General features: G+C 54.0%; 19 protein-coding genes and 2 tRNA genes. 6 read left to right on the top strand and 15 right to left on the bottom strand.

The genetic code is table 11. From position 1 onward, the window contains the following. Positions 1-31 precede the first annotated feature (31 nt). From dapC to B1757_RS05040, 5 genes are read left to right on the top strand one after another with little or no spacing between them, the layout of a single operon-like run. On the top strand, positions 32-1,249 hold the full coding sequence (gene dapC / locus B1757_RS05060; protein WP_101537282.1) for a succinyldiaminopimelate transaminase: 1,218 nt from the start codon (positions 32-34) through the stop codon (positions 1,247-1,249). 21 nt (positions 1,250-1,270) lie between these two features. Further along, positions 1,271-2,095, top strand: a complete 825-nt coding sequence (dapD, locus tag B1757_RS05055; protein ID WP_101537281.1) for a 2,3,4,5-tetrahydropyridine-2,6-dicarboxylate N-succinyltransferase — start codon at positions 1,271-1,273, stop codon at positions 2,093-2,095. A 14-nt stretch (positions 2,096-2,109) separates the two neighbouring features. Then, on the top strand, positions 2,110-3,258 hold the full coding sequence (gene dapE / locus B1757_RS05050; protein ID WP_101537280.1) for a succinyl-diaminopimelate desuccinylase: 1,149 nt from the start codon (positions 2,110-2,112) through the stop codon (positions 3,256-3,258). Next, positions 3,255-4,070: an SPOR domain-containing protein gene (locus B1757_RS05045; RefSeq protein WP_101537279.1), complete on the top strand. Its 816-nt coding sequence runs from the start codon at positions 3,255-3,257 to the stop codon at positions 4,068-4,070. The genes dapE and B1757_RS05045 overlap by 4 nt, the downstream gene beginning before the upstream one ends. Positions 4,071-4,081: 11 nt before the next feature. Continuing rightward, positions 4,082-5,038: a sulfotransferase family protein gene (locus tag B1757_RS05040; protein ID WP_101537278.1), complete on the top strand. Its 957-nt coding sequence runs from the start codon at positions 4,082-4,084 to the stop codon at positions 5,036-5,038. 56 nt (positions 5,039-5,094) lie between these two features. On the opposite strand, the gene B1757_RS05035 is transcribed toward B1757_RS05040, so the two are convergent. Next, a complete protein-coding gene (locus B1757_RS05035; RefSeq protein WP_101537277.1) occupies positions 5,095-6,396 on the bottom strand; it encodes an ISL3 family transposase in 1,302 nt (433 codons plus the stop codon). Between the two features lie 178 nt (positions 6,397-6,574). Further along, positions 6,575-7,699 (bottom strand): PheS-related mystery ligase SrmL, encoded by a 1,125-nt coding sequence (srmL, locus tag B1757_RS05030; RefSeq protein ID WP_054645043.1) that lies wholly within the window; start codon positions 7,697-7,699, stop codon positions 6,575-6,577. Between the two features lie 722 nt (positions 7,700-8,421). Between srmL and B1757_RS05025 the strand changes: the two genes are divergently transcribed. Then, positions 8,422-9,420, top strand: coding sequence for a L,D-transpeptidase family protein (locus B1757_RS05025; RefSeq protein WP_172437609.1), 999 nt, complete (start codon positions 8,422-8,424; stop codon positions 9,418-9,420). A 60-nt stretch (positions 9,421-9,480) separates the two neighbouring features. On the opposite strand, the gene B1757_RS05020 is transcribed toward B1757_RS05025, so the two are convergent. From B1757_RS05020 to rpsA, 13 genes are all read right to left on the bottom strand, one after another. Then, positions 9,481-11,046, bottom strand: a complete 1,566-nt coding sequence (locus tag B1757_RS05020) for a peptidylprolyl isomerase (RefSeq protein WP_101537275.1) — start codon at positions 11,044-11,046, stop codon at positions 9,481-9,483. Positions 11,047-11,188: 142 nt separating this feature from the next. Beyond that, a tRNA-Asp gene (locus tag B1757_RS05015) sits at positions 11,189-11,265 on the bottom strand. Positions 11,266-11,275: 10 nt separating this feature from the next. Next, positions 11,276-11,351, bottom strand: a tRNA-Val gene (locus B1757_RS05010). A gap of 12 nt (positions 11,352-11,363) precedes the next feature. Beyond that, on the bottom strand, positions 11,364-11,636 hold the full coding sequence (locus B1757_RS05005) for an HU family DNA-binding protein (protein WP_101537274.1): 273 nt from the start codon (positions 11,634-11,636) through the stop codon (positions 11,364-11,366). 236 nt (positions 11,637-11,872) lie between these two features. Continuing rightward, positions 11,873-14,308: an endopeptidase La gene (gene lon / locus B1757_RS05000; protein WP_253253714.1), complete on the bottom strand. Its 2,436-nt coding sequence runs from the start codon at positions 14,306-14,308 to the stop codon at positions 11,873-11,875. 87 nt (positions 14,309-14,395) lie between these two features. Continuing rightward, the gene (clpX, locus tag B1757_RS04995) at positions 14,396-15,670 is read right to left on the bottom strand and encodes an ATP-dependent Clp protease ATP-binding subunit ClpX (protein WP_101537273.1); all 1,275 of its coding nucleotides are present in this window, start codon (positions 15,668-15,670) and stop codon (positions 14,396-14,398) included. A gap of 19 nt (positions 15,671-15,689) precedes the next feature. Further along, positions 15,690-16,337: an ATP-dependent Clp endopeptidase proteolytic subunit ClpP gene (gene clpP, locus B1757_RS04990; RefSeq protein WP_438263616.1), complete on the bottom strand. Its 648-nt coding sequence runs from the start codon at positions 16,335-16,337 to the stop codon at positions 15,690-15,692. Positions 16,338-16,384: 47 nt separating this feature from the next. Further along, positions 16,385-17,668 carry a trigger factor gene (gene tig / locus B1757_RS04985; protein ID WP_253253713.1) on the bottom strand — a complete coding sequence of 428 codons (1,284 nt, stop codon included), beginning with the start codon at positions 17,666-17,668 and terminating at the stop codon, positions 16,385-16,387. A gap of 73 nt (positions 17,669-17,741) precedes the next feature. Next, positions 17,742-18,329 carry an orotate phosphoribosyltransferase gene (pyrE, locus tag B1757_RS04980; protein ID WP_172437608.1) on the bottom strand — a complete coding sequence of 196 codons (588 nt, stop codon included), beginning with the start codon at positions 18,327-18,329 and terminating at the stop codon, positions 17,742-17,744. Positions 18,330-18,514: 185 nt separating this feature from the next. Next, complete coding sequence (gene pyrF, locus B1757_RS04975; protein ID WP_101537269.1) at positions 18,515-19,204, bottom strand: orotidine-5'-phosphate decarboxylase; 690 nt, start codon at positions 19,202-19,204, stop codon at positions 18,515-18,517. Then, the gene (locus B1757_RS04970) at positions 19,201-20,364 is read right to left on the bottom strand and encodes a tetratricopeptide repeat protein (protein ID WP_101537268.1); all 1,164 of its coding nucleotides are present in this window, start codon (positions 20,362-20,364) and stop codon (positions 19,201-19,203) included. The genes pyrF and B1757_RS04970 overlap by 4 nt, the downstream gene beginning before the upstream one ends. Next, positions 20,365-20,667, bottom strand: coding sequence for an integration host factor subunit beta (locus B1757_RS04965; RefSeq protein ID WP_101537267.1), 303 nt, complete (start codon positions 20,665-20,667; stop codon positions 20,365-20,367). A gap of 107 nt (positions 20,668-20,774) precedes the next feature. Then, a complete protein-coding gene (rpsA, locus tag B1757_RS04960) occupies positions 20,775-22,487 on the bottom strand; it encodes a 30S ribosomal protein S1 (protein WP_101537266.1) in 1,713 nt (570 codons plus the stop codon). Between the last annotated feature and the right edge of the window lie 10 nt (positions 22,488-22,497).

The following is a 22,497-nucleotide window of genomic DNA, read 5'->3' as shown; positions in this document are numbered from 1 at the left end:
CACCGCCATCCATGCCCCAGAATCAAATCCCATGACGACCACGATCATGAATCCGTTGCTGGATACCCTGCAGGCTTATCCTTTTGAGCGCCTGCGTAATCTGCTTGCGGGCATCACCCCGCCAGAACAGACGCTCATTGATTTTTCCATCGGCGAACCCCGCCACCCCGCGCCGGCGATCGTCAGCGAAGCCATTACCGCCCATCTACATGGATTCACCGAGTATCCCAAGGTGCTGGGGGATTTACGCCTGCGTCAGGCCATTGCTCAGTGGGCAACCCAACGCTTTCACCTATCTGCAGGTTTCCTGAATCCTGAAACCCAGGTCATACCGGCCAACGGCAGTCGTGAGGCATTATTCAGTATCGCCCAAGCCGTACTGTCTGCCTGTGCCAAGCCGCAAGCGCTGGTGTTGCTGCCCAATCCCTTTTATCAGATTTATGAAGGTGCGGCTTTGCTGGCCGGGGCAGAACCCTATTATCTGAACTGCGGGGAAAGCGGTCAGCCGAATTTCCAGGAAATTGACGAAGCCGTCTGGTCACGATGTGCGCTGCTCTATATCAACTCGCCCCATAATCCCACGGGAGCCACGCTCCCCCTCGAAACCTTGCGCTGGCTGATCGATAAATCCCGTCAACATGGATTTGTTTTGGCAGCGGACGAGTGCTACAGCGAGTTATATATCGGAAATGAGGCCCCTGCCGGAATTCTGGAGGCAGCTGCCCAAACCGGCAGCCTCAGTAATGTGCTGGCTTTTCACAGTCTTTCCAAACGATCCAGTATTCCGGGAGCGCGAAGTGGTTTTGTGGCCGGAGATCCGGACATCCTCAAAGCCTTTGTGCTGTATCGGACTTATCTGGGTGCCGCCATGCCGCCTTTTATTCAGGCGGCCTCCATCAGTGCCTGGCAGGATGAAACCCATGTCGTCCAGACCCGTGCCAGCTATACCGAAAAATTTGCCGCTGCCCAGACTATTCTCGGGGAGCTCTTGCCCTTCGATATCCCTGCTGGCGGATTTTACCTGTGGCCGCAGGTCGGTAATGGCGAAGCTTTTGTAAAAGCCCTCTACGCCGCAGAACATGTGCGCTGTCTGCCTGGTGCCTATTTATCCCGGGACGCCCAGGGTTGCCATCCGGGTCAGGAGCGGGTGCGGATTGCCCTCGTGGGCAGTCATGAAGATTGTGTGGAAGGACTGCAGAGAATCCGTCATTTTCTGGAAAACCATCCCCTATCCTCATTTTCCATTTGAATCACTTATGAAGGAGTTGCCGTGAGCCAGAGTCTTGAAACCATTATTGATGCCGCATGGGAAAATCGTGCGGAAATATCCCCCAAACAAGCCCCGGCCGACGTACGCGATGCGGTCCATCAGACCATTGAGGGCCTGGACAAAGGCGTCCTCCGGGTCGCCGAAAAACGGGACGGGCAATGGGTCACCCATCAATGGATCAAAAAAGCCGTGCTCCTGTCCTTCCGGTTGCACGACAATAGCCGCATTCCCGGTGCCGAGACCAATTTTTATGACAAGGTGCCTGGCAAATTTGCCGACTATAACAGTAATGATTTCCGCACCGGCGGCTTTCGCGTGGTTCCGCCCGCTACGGCCCGTCGCGGTGCTTTTATCGGCCGCAACTGTGTGTTGATGCCCTCCTTCGTCAACATCGGTGCTTACGTGGACGAAGGCACCATGGTGGACACTTGGGCTACGGTCGGCTCCTGCGCCCAGATTGGTAAAAACGTGCATCTTTCTGGTGGCGTCGGCATTGGTGGCGTTTTGGAACCCCTGCAGGCCAATCCTACCATTATTGAAGATCACTGCTTTATTGGTGCGCGTTCCGAAGTCGTCGAAGGCGTCATTGTTGAAGAAGGATCGGTCATTTCCATGGGCGTGTTCATTGGCGCCAGTACCAAAATTTTCAACCGTGCCACCGGCGAAATCAGTTATGGTCGGGTACCCGCCGGCTCTGTCGTGGTTTCCGGCAACCTACCGGCTAAAGACGGCAGCTACAGTCTTTACTGCGCAGTCATTGTCAAACAGGTAGATGCCAAAACCCTGAGCAAAGTGGGGATTAACGAAATCCTGCGGGATATCTGAAGGAAGTTTTATCCATGATGAAAAGCCCTGTGTTGACTCTGGCCGAGGACCTGATCTCCAGGCCTTCCGTCACCCCCGAAGATGCCGGCTGCCAGGATCTGATGATCGCCCGCCTAGAAGCATTAGACTTTCGGGTAACGCGATTGCCGGCGGGTGGTGTACAGAATTTCTGGGCCGAGCGTGGACAGTCCGGTCCCTGCCTCTGCTTTGCAGGCCATACGGATGTGGTTCCCACCGGCCCTCTCGAAGCATGGCACAGCCATCCATTCAGCCCGAGTATTCGCGATGGCATGCTCTACGGGCGTGGAGCTGCCGACATGAAAGGCAGTCTTGCAGCCATGATCGTGGCTGCTGAGGCTTTTGTTGCCGACAACCCCAGACATGGCGGACGGCTGGCATTTCTGATCACCTCTGACGAAGAAGGCATAGCCACCCATGGTACCCGTCATGTCGTGGACTGGCTCCGGGAACAGGACGCAAACATTGACTGGTGCGTCGTCGGGGAGCCCTCTTCCGAGGAACAGCTAGGTGATGTCATTAAAAACGGGCGGCGTGGCTCCCTCAATGGGCATCTGACCGTACAGGGTATCCAGGGGCATGTGGCTTACCCTGACAAGGCCGACAATCCTATACATCGGGCCTTTCGTCCCCTGGCAGACCTAGTCGAGCAATCCTGGGATGCCGGCAATGAATTTTTTCCGCCGACCCGCCTGCAATTTTCCAATATCCATGCGGGCACCGGGGCGAATAATGTGATCCCGGGGCAGCTCAGCGCTGACTTCAACTTTCGTTTTTCTACAGAATCGACGCCTGAATCCTTGCAGACTGGTGTTCATCAGATTTTGGATGCCGCGCAGATCCATTATCAGATTGACTGGCAGCTGTCCGGCCCTCCCTTTTTTACGGCTCCGGGTACGTTGGTCGCGGCCACTCAACAGGCATTAAAAACAGCCCTTGGGCATGCAGCCAAACTATCCACCGGCGGTGGCACTTCCGACGGCCGTTTTATCGCCCAACTAGGGGGGCAAGTGGTCGAACTGGGTCCCGTCAACAGCACCATTCACAAGCTCAATGAATGTGTGGCGGTCAGTGATCTGGAAGACCTATCCCGGATTTACGCGGGAATCATGCGGAATTTGCTTGGCTCAGGTAGCGCTGAATGAACAAATCCGGCAAAAGCATCTGTTCTGCTCTCCTGAGTGCTGGCACGCTGTTGATGGGCGGCTGTGCGGGAGTCAACCAAGCCCCTTCTGCTGCGGTATCACCTTCCGCTGCGGCCAGCTGCAATGCTGCTGCGCCCAATTTGCGGGCCGCCTACAATCGGCCATATCAGATTCATGGGCGCTCTTATCATCCATTGCAAAGTGCTGCTGGCTATCATGTCCGGGGACTGGCTTCCTGGTATGGCTGGGAGTCCGGATCCACAACATCCATGGGCACGCCGTTTCGACCACGGGCTTATACGGCTGCCAGCCGTGACCTGCCCCTGCCTACCTGCGCCCGGGTGACCAATCTCAGCAATGGTCGCAGCATCGTCGTGCTGGTCAATGATCGCGGTCCTTTCGTGGATGGCCGCAGCATGGACCTCTCTTACGGTGCCGCTGCAGCGCTGGGTATGACCAAGCAAGGCACCGCACCCGTAGAAATCGTCGCTCTGGCCCCTTCCTCCAGCATCGTCACCGGGTCGACCACTTCTGTCCCGCCGTCCAGGACACCGACTCCGCGCAGCCAGACACAGCTGACCCAAACCTATTTACAAACCGGCGCTTTCCAGTCCCTGAATCACGCTACGGTTGAACGCAACCGGCTCCATGCAGCAGGTTTCCAGGATGTATTGATCGTCCCCGGGCTGGTCAAAGGCCAGACCTATTACAAAGTGCAGGTCGGCCCGCTCCCCGATCACATTGCGGCTGTCAAGGCGGTCGCTGCCATGAAAAAAATGGGATTCCATGATTTTTATCCGGTGGAACAGTAGGACGCTTGCACATGTGTGATTTCATCTGGCCGAATTTTTATATTGTCGGTGCGGTGAAAAGTGGTACGACCTCTCTTTATGCCTATTTGAAACAGCATCCTCAGATATTCCTGCCGGAGATGAAAGAACCCCATTATTTTTCCCAGGTCAAACCAGCGCGCGAACAGGATCATCTTATCCAGCGCGTATCCAGCCTCCGGGAATATCAGCATTTGTACCGGAGATCTGAACATTTTTCTTGTGTAGGCGATGCCAGCCCTTCCTATCTCTGGTGTCCCGAAGCTGCTGAACGTATTTATCAAGTCCGGCCTGACGCCCGAATAATCGTTATCCTACGGGATCCAGTGCAAAGAGCCTACGCCCAATATCTCATGGATCATAATGAAGGTGTGATCAACCTGCCCTTTTTACAAGCATTAAAAAAAGACTGGTCTCGTCCTGACAAGGGTTGGGGTATCTCCCAGTTGTATCTGGAGCTCGGCCAGTATTCCGGGCAGATTGCTCGATACCAGCAGCGCTTTGGAACCCAGAACGTGCTTGTCTGCTTACTTGAGGACCTCCATAAAAAGCCCGCACAGACACTCTTGGAGATCACCCGGTTTTTGGGAATTGACGCACAGGCCGTCCATTCCATGGATCTGAAATCTGTCCACAATGCCTACCGCCTACCGCGCGGAAACTGGGCCCGCCGACTTGCCAGTCATCCTCTCAGCCGCCGTATTGGTGAACAATTTTTCCCGCGTCGTTGGGGGGATTATATCTGGCGTCACTTCTTTCTGATGGAAAGCCCCAAACCCCCCATGGACTCGGAAGCGCGCCAGTTTTTACAGGCTTTTTACGAACCGGAGCTTCAGCAACTGGAGCAATTACTGGGCAGGCCCCTTCCAGAACTCAGAAAATCCTGGATGAAAGATCCCCATTGGGAATCTGGCAACTCCCCAACAGTGAAAACAACGCCACAACCATAAATAAAATGGGTATCCGGATTAACTGGTTGAGGGGGCACCTACGCCCCGCCCAGACCTTAATCTCTCCAGAAGGTTGATAGATCGACGCCGAAGTTCTTCTCTTGCTCGGGCAGGCCCATGCTGTAGGCTATGGTTGCCCTGCCCAAGAATGGGGACTCCTTGGTCTGCGGCGACTTCTTCTTGTGCTTGGTGGTGTAGAGCATCCGGGCTCGCATCACCTCGAAAGAATAGCCTCGGCCATCGCGGTTCTTGTCCTTGGCCAGCCGGTTGATCGACTCGGTGAAGGCGTTGGTGATCGGGATGTCAGTCTCGAAGTAGGTCAGCACCTCCTCACGCCAGCCACTGACGGCGCTGACGAGATCCTTCCAGACCTCCTTCTGCCCCTGTGGGATGTCGTCAATCCATGCAGCCAGCGCCTTCTCAGCATCTCGCCGGGTGGCACAGTCCCAGATGTGGTAGAACCGCTCCTTGTGCTCGTAGGCTGCCAGGAGCTGAGGGAAGGCCCCCGTCCAGGTTTCCATGATGAGACGTTCGCGGTCGGAGACGTCGTGAGCCCGCTTCAGCAGGATCTTCCGGTCACCCTTGAGGGTTCGGCGTTGGTTGGCCGTCAGCTCCTTTCTGAGCCCCTTGCGGACCTTCTCCAGGGCTTCGTTGGCCATACGCACAACATGGAACTTATCGACCACGATGCGAGCCTGTGGCAGCACCGCCTGGACGGCACGGCGGTAGGGCTTCCACATGTCCATGCTGACGATCTCGACCTGATTGCGCTCGGCCATGCTCATGAGCCGCTTCGTCACCGCTTCCTGCTGACGACCGGGTAGCAGGTCCAACAGGGTGCGCTCCTCCAGGTTGGTCAGGATGCAGCGGTATCGACGGTTTAGGTACAGCTCGTCGATACCCAAACAGCGGGGCGTCTCGAAGCGATGCCAGCGGCCCAGAAACTCGGCCTTCTTCTTGAAGATCTCGCGAACGGTCTTCTCGTCAAGGCCCGTGCTATCGGCCACGTAGGCGTAAGGGTGGTTGAAAGCCTCTTTCTCGACATAGCTGTAAAGCCTCCGCGTCATGCGGTGGGTATCCTCCATCTCTGGAAGTGTCGGACGGAATGTCTTCCCGCAGGCACGGCAGGTATAACGCCGGCGAACCACCCACAAGGTGACCCGCTTGCCATGGATGGGAAGGTCTCGGTAAGCAACATCGCGCTTACCGAATCGGACAAACTCCCCCTCTACGCCACATTCCTCGCAGGCTACAGGGTGGGGGGCTTCCAACCGGAAGTGGAGGTCGTGCTCTTTATCCTTAATATCCAGGATATGGTACTCAGGAAGATGAAGGATGTTATCGGGCAGGCTGGTCATGCAAACTTTCCTTGTCGACATTGACAATCGGTGATCGTGGTTCTCTAACTGAGACACACTGCACCGCTTGGAGTAGGCGTTCCCTCAAGGCGGTGCTGGACAGTGTCGAGTGCTGCCCCACTATGCGGTGGGGCTGATCGGAAGCCGCACCCAGGGAAATGCCCGGGTGCGGTTGCTTTCAACTGCCATCCTGCGCCAGTTCTTGGCGTTCACCTTGGTGGAGCAGGCGATAGACCTGGTTGCGGATAAGGTTGGCATCCTCGTCGGTCAGAGTCCGCTCCAAGTGTCGAAGGGTCAGTTGCAGCAGGATATTCTTCTGCCCTGGCTTCATTCCCATGCGTTGATGGGCCGACGCCGGTAGATCCTCGAAAGCCGTTTCCGCCTTGATCAGCAGAGCTTCAATGCTCTCCGCTTCGGGCAACCGTTCGCGGACCATGTCGCCGATAAGTTCTTCGTTAATCCAAGTATCGACGCAGAGAGATAGGTCCCGACGAATGGCAGGCATCGCAGATACCGGCCTGTAGGTATCTAGGTCATTCATCTGCGTGCGCACGCGCGGGTCTTCACTTCGCAGGAGCCGAATATCGGGGATCCGCTTGCGCAGCATCAGCAACCGATCGAGCCCCAGGCCCATGGCCAAACCAGTATGGCCAGTAAGGCCCGCTTGGTTCAGTATCCCGCGTGCCGCTAGGCCGCACTCACCAACCTCAATCCATTCATCCCGCCAGCGAACGTCGATTTGTATCCCTTGCTCGGTGTAAGGGTGAGGCGACGCTAGGGTGCGCCACTCCAGGCCGGGCACGGCGGCGGCCATGACCACCGAAACCATTTGCTGTAACTCGGATACCGACATCTCCGATCCTTGGGCAGCGTCCACTAGGCGCCAGAGGTCCAACTGGTGCGGTTCGCCACAGTGCAAGCGGTCGATGCTGTCGCGCCGATAGACTAGTCCCGGTAAGAGCAGCAACAAGTCATCGGGTGGGTCCAAGCTCAGTCCGTCCAGCAGATCGGGAATGGCCGCCGACGTCTGGGTGCGCAGGATATAACCATCGGCGACGTAGCGTGTGTAGCGAGCGTCCCGCGCTGCACCTTCCGGTGGATAGCCCAAACGGTCGTAGTTGTTAGTAATTGGCACAACAGAGCCGCTGCGAATCATGAGCTGCCTGCAGCGCCATTGCTTGGTGAGTGCTTGTCTGATTTCCTGCAGCAGCAACTGCATGGCATGCGTACCCTGGCGCGGATTGGTCAGGTCCGCAAGGTTGAGGGCGGAGCATAGTGCTTCGGAGGATAACAACGTAGACATTTTCTGATTTCTCCAGGATGTAGGTACCGGCGGAAAAATCAGGCGTTACTCATCAAACTCTCGATGAATGGGAGGCCGCCTGAAAGCAAAAACCCCCGGGATCTGGCCCGGGGGTTCCGCTTTCAGAGGTGTACAATTCACCGCCCGCCGATGCCGTAAGGATCCCGGGGGTGCATAAATCGCGGAGTGAGGCGAACTGCCAAATATGAAATCATGGTCGCGAGCCTAGCATGGGCGTTTCTGCCTTGTCAAAGCCTGCCCCAGGCAGAAGGGCACGTGCCACAGTGCTCACCAGCGGGTCTCCAGCAAGGCGAGCGGCATAGCCAAGCTGTCGCCCAGCGACGTGCGCTGCCACGGATCATCAGGACAGGCCACTGCCCCGCATCGCCCTCGAGCATGTGATTCTCCCAGAGATCCCTGTCTTACCGCGACTCTCAGATGATGCCGTCGAGAGGATGGCGGCTCGGCCCCTGCTCGTCGGATCGGATCCACCGCTTATCAGGATACCCTCAATTTCGATCAAGTGAACATACTGAGCAAGCTATCTACCAGTTAATCCGTTGTGAGTTTCACTTGTCGTTTATCTTCCAATCGCGCATAACAACCAGGAAATCCGGATACCCAATAAAATCGGAACTTCTATGAATCAAGAGAGGCCTAAGTGAAAAATCGGGGCATCATCGTACAGAAATAACCGCAAACTTGACGGATAAAGGATCCACATGCTGATACCAACCGCGCCCACTGCCGCAACACTATCCAGTTCCACCCAAGAGTTGCTGCACGCTCGGGAAATCCGAAAAATTCTTATAAAGCTGCGGTACCTTCCTCTTATCCCGGTAGATTATCTCGGTCTGCATGGCCATATTCATGGCAGTTATCAATGGCGATTTAAAATTCCCAGAGCGCTCCAGACCTTAGCGGCTTCCGACTCTTGGCAAGACCCTTGGAATCCGCTGGTACTGGGAGCCTTATATCAGTTTGAAGCCGTTCATCACCTGCCGGTTGAGCCAGGAGACATGGGCATCCGTGGCTTGCCCCCGACCATCGAAAAAGCCCTTGTCCATGCCAAGAAAAACGACCCTGACCCCTGGACCTGGATATTGGTGACCAAATTTCCAAGACCGGAAGAAATTCATCTATTCATGGGTGGCCATGGCTGGATTTTTCAGAGCAAGGCCAATACCGGGGTCATGCATGCAACGCCTGACGGGACCTGGCCGGTTTACGCACGGGATACCCATACTGCCATGATCGGCCGCTTTCCCATTCCTGTTCCCAAGGCACAGGTGCGTCTTTATGAAGCGGCCAAGTCGGCTGGCTACGCCCTCCAGTCAGTGCATTACGCGCGTTATCATCATCACTGGGTGCAGTATCAGCATTATGATGATCCGGATATTCGCTGGGTCAATTATTTTGATCGAGGGCGGGCGGTGCATTTTTACCCCCGGGCCAGTTATGGCTTTCCGCAAAGTGCAGGATGTGTGGAACTCCCCAAGAGTGCCGCCCATAAAATATACGCACTTATTCATTACGGAACTCCCGTTACCGTCAGCCATAGCGCCGTTGGCCCTTGGGATCCACCGGGTAGCGCCTATCTGGATGCGCCCCAAAAAAGCCAACAGTTGCATCTGACTTATCAGGAAATACCCAGCAAATCCTCTCCGCGCAGCGTGCATTTACAGTTGGTAGAGACAGCGGTTAAACGTCCTACATCCTGAGCTTTCACGTCATATCGCTTGTTAGCGTCACTCAACCTGGCAAAAGCCGCTGCTGTGGCATCATTGTTGCGCCGCCTGCGCCAATTGCGCGACGTTGATTTTAACATGGGCATGTTCCCGCAAATCGCTCAAATAGGCTGCCGACAACAACCTGCCCCGTTGTTCTTCCAGAGAAGCACGAATTTCTGCGGTTACCTTGGGATTGACGGCAGTGGCAGAAGGCGCTACGACCTGGGTAACGGCATACAGGGTATAACCATTATCTTCACGAATCATGCCCAGTGAAGGTTTCCGCTGCAGCGGGGCCGGGGCCGAAAAGGCTTCAGTCAGCAACGCTGGTGACAAGCCTTGGGCATCCTTGCGCGTCACATTCAAATGCACTTTGATCGGATAGTGGCTACCATCACTCAAGGCTCCTACTTTACCCTCTTTGCGCGCCTGAGCCAGCAGCGTTTCCGCCTCTGATTTGGCCAACTGCAAGGACTTTACATCAGTCAGTCGCTGAACAATCTTTTCCTGGACAGCCTGCAGATCCTGTACCGTACCCGGATGATAATGCAACAAATGCACGGCGAGTAAATTCCCATTTTTCAAGGTCAGGGCCGTACTGTTTTTACCGGCCAGGACGGCTTTACTAAAGGCAAGTTCCAGCGCTTTGGGATCGCTAAATGGACCGCTGGACAGTACTTTACCCTCGGTCAACAAGCCACTGTTTAGTATTTGCAGATGATACGCTTTGGCGACGGGCTGCAGGCCATTTGCACTACTGAAAAGGCGATCCTTGAAGTTTTCAACCTGCGCCTGAAAAGCATTTTCAGCAGCTTGATCAATCGCTCCAGAAGCCGTTTTTTCCGAAGCTGTCCCCGCAGTACCGCTCTGTGTAGATGCTCCATTACCTGCAAAACTTTGTGGCCCAAGCACCACATATTGCACCTCAACCTGAGCTGGCAGTTTAAACTCTGATAAATGTTTGTCGTAAAACGCTTTCACCGCTGCATTATCGGGCTTGGCCTGTGATGTAAAATCATTCGCATTTATCGTGACCGTACTGATATCCCGATATTCCTGGGACCAACCCCACACGTCTTTTGCTGCCTGATCGGAAGCATGAGCAATGATTTGTGGTATCACCTGAAGTTGCTCAACACGCAGGCTCTCTCGTAACAAAGCTTCAAATTGCGCAGGGGTCATACCATGATCTGTGAGAACTTCCTGATATTTTGCCTTGGAAAAATCACCCTTCACCTGGAAGGCAGGGATCGCTTCAATTTTTTTAGCCAATGCAGCATTCGGCACTTGCAAGCCCATATGGGCAGCTTCACCTCCGAGTAATAGATTACCAATCATGCCATTCAGTACTTCATTGGCAAAACTGCTTTGTTTGGCCATTTTAGCCGCCGTGGTCGCACCAAAAACCTGCTGATATCGCTCCTGGGTTTCTTGTAACCGTTTTTGGAAGACCGCAGCGGTGATTTTATGACCATTGACGGAAGCTACTGCAGCGGGGCCGGAGCTGCCTGACATAAAATATCCGCTTACCCCCCAGAGGACAAAAGACAATGCAATAAGTGCCATGATTATTTTGGCGACAAATGATTGTCCCATATTACGGAATACATCCATCATGATTACAATCCTCACAAAACGGAGTGGCGGATAAAAGTTTTATCAGACCGGATTCTGCTTCAAAACACCCGCAGAAATATCATCTCACTGCAGAACTGACACATAAAAAAAGCACCCACTTGCGAGGGCGCCTTTTTTCATTTGGCGGGGCGGACGGGGCTCGAACCCGCGACCTCCGGCGTGACAGGCCGGCATTCTAACCAACTGAACTACCACCCCAATAAATTGGTGGTGGGCGGTGAGGGGCTCGAACCCCCGACATTCGGCGTGTAAAGCCGACGCTCTACCAACTGAGCTAACCGCCCTAACCAGACGCGCTAGTTTACTGCATCACGCAGTGCTTTACCAGCTTTAAATTTGGGTGTGCGACTGGCAGCAATCATGATTTCTGCACCCGTAGCAGGATTACGACCCTTACGTGCTTCACGTTCAGCAACCAGAAAGGATCCAAAACCTACCAGCGTGACCTGATCGCCCGCTTTCAAGGCTTCAGTGACCACCTTGATGGCGGCATCCAGGGTATGGCCTGCGGCAGCCCGGGTTACACCTGCTTCTTCGGCGATTTTTTCGATCAATTCAGATTTGTTCATAATTTCTTTCTCCTGTTATAGACCTAGTCAGTATGGGTGAAACCACTTATCTGCTGTGCACCTGCAAGGTTATAGCAGGGTAAAAAAACACTTGTCAAGAACACGGAAAAAATCACAACATATCTCGATTGTTAAACGCGATTTCCTGAACAATATTCGTCGTTATTTAGCGACGGTTTAACATTAAAAAGCAGCCTCTGATACATAATTATGTATCAGAGGCCAACAACCAAGATCTAATGTGCTGTCGCCTTGTCTTCAGAATTATCCCCCACTCCGGGCGGAACCACTCCAGGCATCCCTTCACCATCATCGGGCAATGGCGTAGGCGAAGTCTCCAGAGCAATGGCCAGAACTTCATCAATCCAGCGTACCGGTTTGATCGTCAGGGCATCTCGCACATTTTTGGGAATTTCCTGCAGATCTTTTTCATTTTCTGCCGGAATCATCACCGTACTGATGCCGCCACGATGGGCCGCCAGCAATTTCTCTTTTAAACCACCAATAGGCAGAACCTCACCACGCAAAGTGATTTCTCCGGTCATGGCCACCGTGGCCCTTACCGGAATGCTGGTCAATGCGGAAACCAGCGCCGTAGCCATGCCAATACCGGCACTGGGTCCATCCTTGGGCGTTGCACCTTCCGGAACGTGAATATGCACATCACGATTCTGATAAAAATCAGCGGGAATACCCAAAGCGCGTGATCTGGCGCGTACCACACTCATGGCAGCCTGAATGGACTCCTGCATGACATCGCCGAGCTTACCGGTAATCAGCAGCTTGCCACGACCCGGCACCACCACCGCTTCAATACTCAGCAATTCTCCGCCCACCTCGGTCCAGGCCAGACCAGTGACCTCACCAATGCGATTTTCTTTTTCGGCTTTGCCAAAATCAAAACGCCGGACACCCAGATATTTGTCCAGATTGCGATCAGATACCTGAATTTTGCTGCGTTTTTTATCCAGCAACAATTCCTTGACAACCTTTCGACAAATCCGAGCCAGTTCCCTTTCAAGATTCCGCACGCCCGCTTCACGCGTATAGTAACGGATGATATCCCGGATGACGGTTTGCGAAACCTGCATCTCTCCCGGCTTCAAACCCGCCTTTTCAATTTGCTTGGGGAGCAGGTATTTGCTGGCGATATGAATTTTCTCGTCTTCCGTATATCCGGAAATGCGAATAACTTCCATACGATCCATCAGTGGCGCCGGTATGTTCAAGGTGTTGGCCGTGGTCACGAACATCACCTCGGACAAATTGAAATCCACCTCCAGATAATGGTCATTGAAAGTCGCGTTCTGTTCCGGATCCAGCACTTCCAACAGGGCTGATGCGGGATCACCGCGAAAATCCATCGCCATCTTGTCCACTTCATCCAGCAGCATCAACGGATTACGAGTGGCCACCTTGGCAAGACTTTGTACTATTTTACCGGGCAAGGCACCAATATAGGTGCGCCGATGTCCACGGATCTCGGCTTCATCGCGCACACCACCCAGCGACATGCGCACAAATTTGCGGTTGGTCGCTTCGGCTATGGATCTACCTAAACTGGTTTTGCCGACGCCGGGAGGACCGACCAAGCACAAAATAGGCCCACGGCTGTTGCCCACCCGCTCCTGAACGGCAAGATACTCGAGAATCCGTTCCTTAACGTCTTCCAGCCCATAGTGATCGGCATCTAGTACCGCTTTGGCACGCTTGAGATCTTTGGTGATTTTGCTGCGCTTACGCCATGGCACGCCCACCAGCCAATCAATATAATTCCGCACCACCGTCGCTTCAGCCGACATCGGGCTCATCATGCGCAATTTTTTCAGTTCTGCTTCTGCCTTGGCCCGCACATCCTTGGGCATACCAGCTTTTTCAATTTTCCGGGCGAGCTCGTCCAGCTCGCTGCCGCCTTCTTCAGACAGATCACCGAGCTCCTTTTGAATAGCTTTCATTTGCTCATTCAAATAGTACTCGCGTTGGCTTTTTTCCATCTGCCGTTTCACTCGCCCACGAATCCGCTTTTCGACTTGGAGAAGATCAATTTCGGATTCCATCATGCCGAGCAAATGTTCCAACCGCACCCGGGTATCGGCTTTTTCCAGAATATCCTGTTTTTCTTCTAGCTTGAGACTGAGATGGGCGGCCACCGTATCGGCAAGCCGGGCCGGATCATCCATGCTGGCCAAGGTAGACAGGATTTCGGGCGGGATTTTCTTGTTGAGTTTTACATAGGACTCAAATTGGGCGCTTACCGAACGCATCAGGGCTTCGAGTTCGCGATCATTGGCAGCCCCACTGGCGACCACCTGAACCTGGGCACGCAGATATTCATCGGCTGGCAGGAAGGAAACGATCTTGGCCCGATCCGTGCCTTCTACCAGCACTTTTACCGTACCATCCGGCAATTTGAGTAACTGCAAAATGGTTGCCAGGGTCCCGATGCGGTATATATTTTCAGGCTGCGGATCATCATCCGCCGCATTTTTCTGGGAAACCAGCAGGATCTGCTTTTCTCCTGACATCGCTTCTTCCAGCGCGTGAATAGATTTTGCACGCCCCACAAAAAGCGGAATCACCATATAAGGAAAAACCACCACATCCCGCAACGGCAGTACAGGAACCATCTGAGATTCTTCTTCTACCAGGAGACTTTTATCGATTTGCGCCACGGCTCACTCCAGAAATTCGATGATAACCATCATTAGATAAGCAGATGGGGGTGTTGATTGAGGTTTTCAACGCGCCCTCTCTGTTTGTTAGGCAGGGTGAGATATATCCACCTTGATGGCATCGTCATACACCAGCAGCGGCTTCCCGCCACTGTCCACAACAGCCGCATCCACAACGACTTTTTTGATACCTGTCATGGACGGCAACTCGTACATCGTATCCAGCAGAATCTGTTCCAGGATGGACCGTAAACCGCGAGCACCGGTTTTTCTGGCCAGTGCTTTTTTAGCAATAGCCTTAAGGGCTTCCGGACGGAACTCCAAAGTCACCCCTTCCAATGAAAACATTTTCTGATATTGCTTGATCAAGGCGTTTTTGGGTTCGGTGAGGATGGACATCAAGGCTTCCTCATCCAACTCCTCCAAGAGCGCCAATATGGGCAAGCGGCCGACAAATTCGGGAATCAACCCATAGCGCACCAGATCTTCGGGTTCCAGATTCTGCATCAGCATGGCCGCTGTCGCGTCCTTGTCCTGTTTTTTCAGGGGAGCGTTGAAACCCATACCGCCTTTTTCCAATCGTGAAGAAACGGATTTTTCAAGGCCCGCAAAAGCACCGCCACAGATGAACAGAATGTGGCGGGTGTCCACCTGCAAAAACTCCTGCTGGGGATGCTTACGTCCGCCCTGGGGAGGAACCGAGGCCACCGTACCTTCAATCAACTTCAACAAGGCCTGCTGCACCCCTTCGCCGGAGACATCCCGGGTAATGGAGGGATTTTCTGACTTACGGGTAATCTTGTCGATTTCGTCAATATAAACAATACCAGTTTGCGCCTTCTCCACATCATAATCGCATTTCTGCAGCAACTTCTGAATGATGTTTTCCACATCCTCACCCACATATCCTGCCTCGGTAAGGGTCGTGGCATCGGCCATGGCAAAAGGGACGTTCAACAGACGGGCCAGAGTCTGGGCCAGCAAAGTCTTACCCGAACCGGTGGGACCGATCAGTAGAATGTTACTCTTGTCGAGCTCTACTTCGTTGTCCTTGCCACCATGCTCCAGACGCTTGTAGTGATTATAGACAGCCACCGAAAGTACTTTTTTGGCACTCTCCTGACCAATCACATAATCGTCCAGCGTTTTGCGGATCTCCATGGGCTTAGGCAGCTTGTCCGGCTGATCTCCGTGCATATCGTCAAGAATTTCGTCCTTAACGATATCATTGCACAGCTCAATACATTCATCGCAGATAAATACCGATGGACCGGCAATCAGCTTGCGGACTTCGTGCTGACTCTTGCCGCAAAAAGAACAATACAAAGTCTTTTCACCATTTCCCTCATGCTTTCCAGCCATAGCTGTTCTCCTGCCTGTTTCAGGCGGTCTCGTCATCACCGCGATGAGTAATCACGGCATCCACGAGATGATAAGTTTGGGCCTCTTCGGCCGACATGAAAAAGTCCCGGTCGAGATCCTGTTCAATGCGCTCGCGACTCTGTCCGGTATGATGGACCAGAATATCATTGAGTCGTTCACGAATGCGCAGAATCTCCTTGGTATGAATTTCGATATCATGGGCTTGCCCCTGAAAACCGCCAGAGGGCTGATGCAACATGATTCGGGCATTAGGTAAGGCGTAGCGCTTGCCCTCTGCCCCTGCAGCCAGCAATACCGCGCCCATACTCGCAGCCTGACCAATACAGACCGTACTGACCTGGGGTCGAATGAACTGCATGGTATCATAAATAGCCATACCTGCGGTTACCGAACCGCCCGGACTATTGATATACAAAGCGATATCCTTGTCGGGATTCTCGGCTTCCAGGAATAGCAACTGGGCAACCACCAGGTTGGCCATCATATCTTCTACCTGGCCGACCATGAAAATTACCCTTTCTTTCAGCAGCCGGGAATAAATATCATAGGAACGCTCACCACGGCCGGTTTGCTCAACCACAATCGGCACATAGCCTAAACCTTGCGGGGCGGGCGTCATGGTGTCTCCTGTTTGTTTCCACATCATTGCTGCTCCTCCATTGAGGGACACATCCGGGATGTGTCCGCAACCCGTTATTCGGACAGGGTTTGTGGCGCCGGGGCACGGCCAATCAACTGATTGAAACTCACCGGCTCTTCAGTCACTTTAACACGCTCCAGAAGCCATGCCACCACCTTGTCCTCAAGAACCATGGCTTCAGCCTGCTCCAGTTGCTCCGGCTTGCTGCGATACCAGGCGACAAACTGGTCCGGATCTTCATACTGTTCTGCCATATCCCGAATGACCTGGGTCACTTCGCCGGAACTGGCCTGGAGTTTTTCCCGGCGCACAATCTCACTCAGGACCAACCCTAGGACCACACGACGCCGAGCAATACTATCCAGATCGTTATGATTGCCCGCATTGGGGTCTTTCTTTAACTGTTCCAGTTCCTGGGCCAACATCTGCTTGGGCAGGTCCGGCTGGTTACTGTCGGCAACGAGATCCAGAATCTGCGCCTTGACTTGGGCATGACTGAGGCGCTGGGCTTCGCGCTCAAGATTTTCCTTGACCTCCTGACGCAGGGCTGCCACATCGCCATCTTCAATGCCCAGGGCCAGGGCAAATTCGGCATCCAGTTCGGGCAGCTGAGGAGCAGCCACCTCCTTGACCTGAAGATGAAACTCGGCATTTTTCCCGGCCAGCTCAGCCACATGATAATCTTCAGGAAACTGCACAGAAACGGATTTTTCTTCTCCATCGGACATACCTACGAGACCTTGTTCGATGTCTGGCAGCAAGCGCCCGCCACCCAGAACCACCTGGTAATCCACCACATCCCCACCGGGCATGGGCTCTCCGTCCATCAGGCCCTGAAAATCCACAGTGACCCGATCCTCATTTTGTGCGGCACGCTCGGCCTTGACGTAAACACGCCGTTGCTGGCGCATGATGTCGATGGTTGCATCCACATCCGCCTCACTCACCTCCGCCGTCTTGCGAATGACGGCCGCCTCGGGGACCTGCGGCTCGAACTCGGGGTAGACTTCTACCACCGCCGTAAACACGAAATCCTCTCCGCGCCCGCCCTTCTCAACCTGCACGTCGGGGCGGCCCACAGGACGCAAGGACTGTTCGCGCACGGCTTGGGCGTAATGCTCATTGATCAGTTGATCAAAAGTCTCCATGAGAGCATCTGATCCGTAGTGCCGTTCGACAATGGCGAGCGGCGCCTTACCCGGACGGAAACCCGGAAAGCGCGCCGAGCGTGCCTTGTTACGTAAACGTTGCGTGACGCCACTTTCTACCTCACTGGCAGGAATGGTCACATGAATGTGTCTTTCCAGAGGCGCGGCCTCCGGTGTGGAAATTTGCATGAACTGATCCTTGTTTTTCATTTTGTCTAAGCCTGAACACCCATCATAAACACATGCTCGCCGCCCCTCAAGGTCAGCGCAGCCCCCGACTCCCCGGTTTGACCGGCACATCCCCTGCTGCACAAAGCGGGCAGGCTTCTGCGGACCAGGTCCGCACCGGCAAACGCAAGAGCGGATAAAAAGGGACACCATCAAAATCCTGGAATCCAGCACTGCGGTCAATAATGGCGGAGCTGGCCACTACTTTTCCACCCGCCGCTTCTACTGCAGCAATACACTCCCGCGTCGAACCGCCCGTGGTAGTGATATCTTCGACCACCAATACGGCCTCACCGGGTGACAAGGCAAAGCCCCGTCGCAAAACCATCTCTCCATTTTCGCGTTCGGTAAAAAGACTCCGCAAGCCCAGTGCTCGGCCACATTCATAGGAAACCAGCACCGCCCCCATGGCCGGCCCGACCACACACTGAATCTGCTGACGCAGGTCTGCGGGGATACCGGCCACCATGGCTGCACAAAGTGCTGCTGCATGCTCTGGATTTTGCAGCACTTTTGCAGACTGCAAATAGGTATCACTATGCAAGCCCGAAGACAATAAAAAATGTCCCTGAAGCAATGCACCATCATTTTTGTAGACATTCACTACATCATCGGCTGTCACTGAAGCTTTCTCTCCATCTGTTCCTCTTACGGCAAGGCAATACGCTATAAATAATCTGTTATCTATCGCCGGGGTTTTCAAGCCCGCATTCTCGAAACACTCAAAAGCATCGCACGCGGTCATCAAGCCATGTCTTAAGCATATTAGTCGGATTTCATAAAATGAAAATACGCCCCATCCTCACACTAAGCTGCGCAAGCAGCCAGCATAGCCGCCAAGGCCTGCGCTGGATCTGCAGCCGCAGTGATGGGCCGGCCAACGACCAGATAATCCGCGCCGGCGGCCAGTGCTGCTGCCGGAGTCATGGTACGTTTTTGATCATCCGCAATATGCTCCGGCGGACGAATACCCGGTGTCACCAAACAAAGCTCCGGATGTGCAAGCTTCATTTGCGCGGCTTCCTGTGCAGAACATACCAGCCCGTCCAGACCCGCTGCTGCACTGAGCGCCGCCAATCTTTCCACTTGCACAGATACCGGATCAAACACACCTACCTGCTGTAGCGCAGGAGCATCCAAGCTCGTTAACACCGTCACCGCAATCAACAGGGGACGATGCGGAGAGGCGTCTACGGCCTTGCGCGCGGCTTCCAGCATGGCCTGACCACCACTGGCATGAACATTAAGCATCCAAACCCCCAGTTGCGCGGCAGCATGACAGGCCTTGGCGACGGTCTGGGGAATATCGTGAAACTTGAGATCCAGAAACACTTCAAAGCCCTTGTCCTGCAGTTGTTCCACCAGCAGCGGGCCTGCGACGGTAAAAAGCTCCTTGCCTATTTTGACCCGGCATTGTGATGGATCCAATAAAGCAGCCAAGTCCAGCGCCGCACTCGGATCGGCATAATCCAGGGCCACAATCAGAGGCGATTTCATGGTTTTTTTTCTCCTGAGAACGTACCCCACTGACGGCAACTAGGGCAGCGCCAATAGTACTGTGTACTTTGATAGCCACAAACATGGCAATGGAAGAGTTCAGGGTCAATCTGCCATTGCCGCACGGCCAAGGCCATTTTCTCCATCAGCTCTGCTTCTGGCGCCTGGGCATCCATACGCAACAACAGCTGAAACACCCGGAGATCGGGGTTTTTGAACAAAATACTGCGTAAAAAACGGGCGGCTATCTGCTGTCCTTCCTGCAACTGCAAGGCTTCTGCCAGGCGCTTGATAGCCAGCGGCGAATGGCAGTAAGCCTCCAAACGCTGCATATATTCCTGGCGCTGCGGTTTTGCCAGATGCTGCAGTGCCTGCAGGAAAGCGTCGAGCACCAGCAAAATCGCCGAACCAGCACGGTGATCCAGCAATTTCTCCCAGTACCGGAGGGCTTTTTGCCAGTCTTCCGCCATGAATGCCAGGCGCCCGGCAATCAGGAGAACCCTTGGATTCTCAGGAGCCTCCCGACGCGCAGCCCGCAGAAATTGCTGGGCCTGTTCACGCTCTCCCTGACGCAAGGACTCTTCAGCCAGCTCTCCGTATAGCAGAGCGATTACTTCTCGCTGCCGGGGAAGCCCGGACTGCAACAAACGCTGGCGAATCTCGATGGATGAAGCCCATTCACTGCCCAGTTCGTACAGCTCAGCCAAAGTAGCCAAACCCTCGGCATGATCAGGCTGACTTTCCAGCAATTCCTTGAGAATACTTTCCGCCCGATCCAGGATTCCGGCTTTCAGATAATCACGAGCAATTTCAAAAAGGACGCTCCGCCGCAATTCCAGAGTCAAAGCGGGTTGTTCCAGCAGATACTGATGTACGCGCAAGGCTCTTTCCAGTTCGCCGCGTCTGCGGAATTGCCGCCCCAGCGCGAGGAGAATATCCACACTTTCCGGGTGCTGACGCAAGGCGTCCAGGAAAACCTCTACAGCCTGATCCTGACGCTCACTCAGTAAATAGTTCAGCCCCTGAATATAAACTTGGGGGATGGTTTTGCTGGTAATACTTTTCCGGCCTCGACCCAACCAAAAACCCAGGAGAGCGCCGATAGTAATGGCAATCCCCAGAACGAGGACAACCGCAGAATCCACGCCGGCTATGGTCAATCAGGCCTTGCCAGACGCATTCTCCGGATAATCCACCTGCTCACGCAGTTCCTTACCCGGCTTGAAATGAGGAACCCGCTTTTCCGGTACCATCACTGATTCACCAGTCTTGGGGTTACGACCCTGCTTGGCAGGACGAACGTGCAGGGAAAAGCTACCAAAGCCACGAATCTCAATGCGCTCACCTTCAGCCAAGGCATCACTGAGGTAATCCAGCATATGACGGGCAGCCATTTCGATATCGCGCACACTCAGATGCGGATACTGGGCGCTGATATTTTTGATCAATTCGGATTTAGTCATGATTTTTAGCTTCTTTAAAATAAATAGGGTACTGATTGGGAAACTGAAGACTATAAAAAAGTGACTCCCGGGGGTGCCATAGGCACACTCCGGGAGTGGTGCTGGACTTAACTTTCCTCTTCTTGCTTACGCTTGAGCTGCTCTTTGATCAGATCACCCAGACTCGTGGTGCCCGTCGCCGCACTCCGCGCATACTGCTGAGTTGCCGCTGCCTGCTCTTCAGCCGAAGGCGCAGCGCTTACATCGCGCGCCTTGGTGCTTAAAGTCAAAGTGCGGTTTTTCCGGTCGACAGCAGCAATGGCCACTTCAATCTTGTCACCGGTTGCCAGGGTTTGGCCCTTGCTCAGCTCACGCTGGGGAAGATGACCTTCGACACCTTCACCCAGGCGGATTTCCGCACCACGACCATCGACAGAAATGACTTCACCTTCTACCAGAGCGCCCTTCTCATTGGCGACCACAAACTGAATGAAAGGATCGGTTTCCATCTGCTTGATACCGAGGCTGATACGTTCACGTTCCGGATCAATACTCAGAACCACGGCTTCCAGAGTATCGCCCTTCTTGAAGTCGCGCACCGCTTCTTCACCGGTGCGATCCCAGGCCAGGTCGGAAAGATGAATCAGTCCGTCAATACCACCATCCAGGCCGACAAAAACCCCGAAGTCGGTAATGCTCTTGATCTGGCCAGAAACGCGGTCACCCTTCTGGAAGTTCTGGGCAAAATCATCCCAGGGGTTGGGCAGACACTGCTTGATGCCCAGAGAAATGCGCCGACGCTCTTCATCAATATCCAGAATCATCACCTCGACTTCCTGACCAACATGCAGGGCCTTGGCGGGATTGATGTTCTTGTTGGTCCAGTCGATTTCGGAAACATGGACCAGACCTTCCACACCCTCTTCGATTTCTACGAATGCACCATAATCGGTGACATTGGTGACCTTGCCGAAAATACGGGTCGATTCAGGATAACGACGGGCGATATCGCGCCACGGATCTTCTCCCAGCTGCTTCATGCCCAGAGAAATACGGCCTCTTTCGCGGTCGAATTTGAGCACCAGCACGCGCACCTCGGCACCAACGGTGACCACTTCGCTGGGATGCTTGACACGGCGCCAGCCCATATCCGTGATATGCAGCAGGCCATCAATGCCACCCAGATCAATAAATGCGCCGTAATCAGTCAGGTTCTTGACCACACCATCAAGAATGGCCCCTTCCTGAATACTTTCCAGCAATACACCGCGCTCTGCGCTTTGTTCCTGCTCCACGACCGCGCGGCGCGATACCACCACATTGTTGCGCTTGCGATCCAGTTTGATGATTTTCATCTCGAGGTCTTTGCCTTCAAGATAGGCCACATCGCGCACCGGACGCACATCCACCAGTGAACCTGGCAGGAAAGCCCGGACCCCATCAATGCTGACCGTGAAACCACCCTTGACCTTGCCGGTCAGGAAGCCATGCACCACGGCATTATCATTGAAGGATTTTTCCAGATCGACCCAGGTCTTGGCACGCCGGGCTTTTTCCCGGGACAAGCGGGTTTCACCCATGCCGTCTTCCACCAGCTCCAGACAGACTTCAACCGAGTCTCCGACCTTGACCTCGATTTCACCCTCAGCATTACGAAACTGCTCGGCGGGGATGGGACCTTCAGATTTCAAACCCACATCGACAATGACAAAATCATTATCCACTCGGGTCACGATGCCGGTAAGCAACTCACCGGGCTTCAGGCCCTGAGTACTTTGGCTTTCCTCAAACATCTCGGCAAAACTGGGTTCAACAAGCATTTCAGCGTTAGGGGTGGTCATAAATTTCAAT

The sequence above is a fragment of the Acidithiobacillus marinus genome, assembly GCF_002847505.1.
GTDB lineage: Bacteria > Pseudomonadota > Gammaproteobacteria > Acidithiobacillales > Acidithiobacillaceae > Acidithiobacillus > Acidithiobacillus marinus.
The sequence above is the reverse complement of the archived record's forward strand: the minus strand, read 5'-3'. Positions and strand labels throughout refer to the sequence as shown.

What these genes read in the sequence shown, in the direction of transcription:
- dapC (WP_101537282.1), top strand. Translation starts at nt 32, where the DNA reads ATGACGACCACGATCATGAATCCGTTGCTGGATACCCTGCAGGCTTAT.
- dapE (WP_101537280.1), top strand. Translation starts at nt 2,110, where the DNA reads ATGATGAAAAGCCCTGTGTTGACTCTGGCCGAGGACCTGATCTCCAGG.
- B1757_RS05045 (WP_101537279.1), top strand. Translation starts at nt 3,255, where the DNA reads ATGAACAAATCCGGCAAAAGCATCTGTTCTGCTCTCCTGAGTGCTGGC.
- B1757_RS05040 (WP_101537278.1), top strand. Translation starts at nt 4,082, where the DNA reads ATGTGTGATTTCATCTGGCCGAATTTTTATATTGTCGGTGCGGTGAAA.
- B1757_RS05035 (WP_101537277.1), bottom strand. Translation starts at nt 6,396, where the DNA reads ATGACCAGCCTGCCCGATAACATCCTTCATCTTCCTGAGTACCATATC.
- srmL (WP_054645043.1), bottom strand. Translation starts at nt 7,699, where the DNA reads ATGTCTACGTTGTTATCCTCCGAAGCACTATGCTCCGCCCTCAACCTT.
- B1757_RS05025 (WP_172437609.1), top strand. Translation starts at nt 8,422, where the DNA reads ATGCTGATACCAACCGCGCCCACTGCCGCAACACTATCCAGTTCCACC.
- B1757_RS05020 (WP_101537275.1), bottom strand. Translation starts at nt 11,046, where the DNA reads ATGATGGATGTATTCCGTAATATGGGACAATCATTTGTCGCCAAAATA.
- B1757_RS05005 (WP_101537274.1), bottom strand. Translation starts at nt 11,636, where the DNA reads ATGAACAAATCTGAATTGATCGAAAAAATCGCCGAAGAAGCAGGTGTA.
- clpX (WP_101537273.1), bottom strand. Translation starts at nt 15,670, where the DNA reads ATGGCTGGAAAGCATGAGGGAAATGGTGAAAAGACTTTGTATTGTTCT.
- clpP (WP_438263616.1), bottom strand. Translation starts at nt 16,337, where the DNA reads ATGATGTGGAAACAAACAGGAGACACCATGACGCCCGCCCCGCAAGGT.
- tig (WP_253253713.1), bottom strand. Translation starts at nt 17,668, where the DNA reads ATGCAAATTTCCACACCGGAGGCCGCGCCTCTGGAAAGACACATTCAT.
- pyrF (WP_101537269.1), bottom strand. Translation starts at nt 19,204, where the DNA reads ATGAAATCGCCTCTGATTGTGGCCCTGGATTATGCCGATCCGAGTGCG.
- B1757_RS04965 (WP_101537267.1), bottom strand. Translation starts at nt 20,667, where the DNA reads ATGACTAAATCCGAATTGATCAAAAATATCAGCGCCCAGTATCCGCAT.
- rpsA (WP_101537266.1), bottom strand. Translation starts at nt 22,487, where the DNA reads ATGACCACCCCTAACGCTGAAATGCTTGTTGAACCCAGTTTTGCCGAG.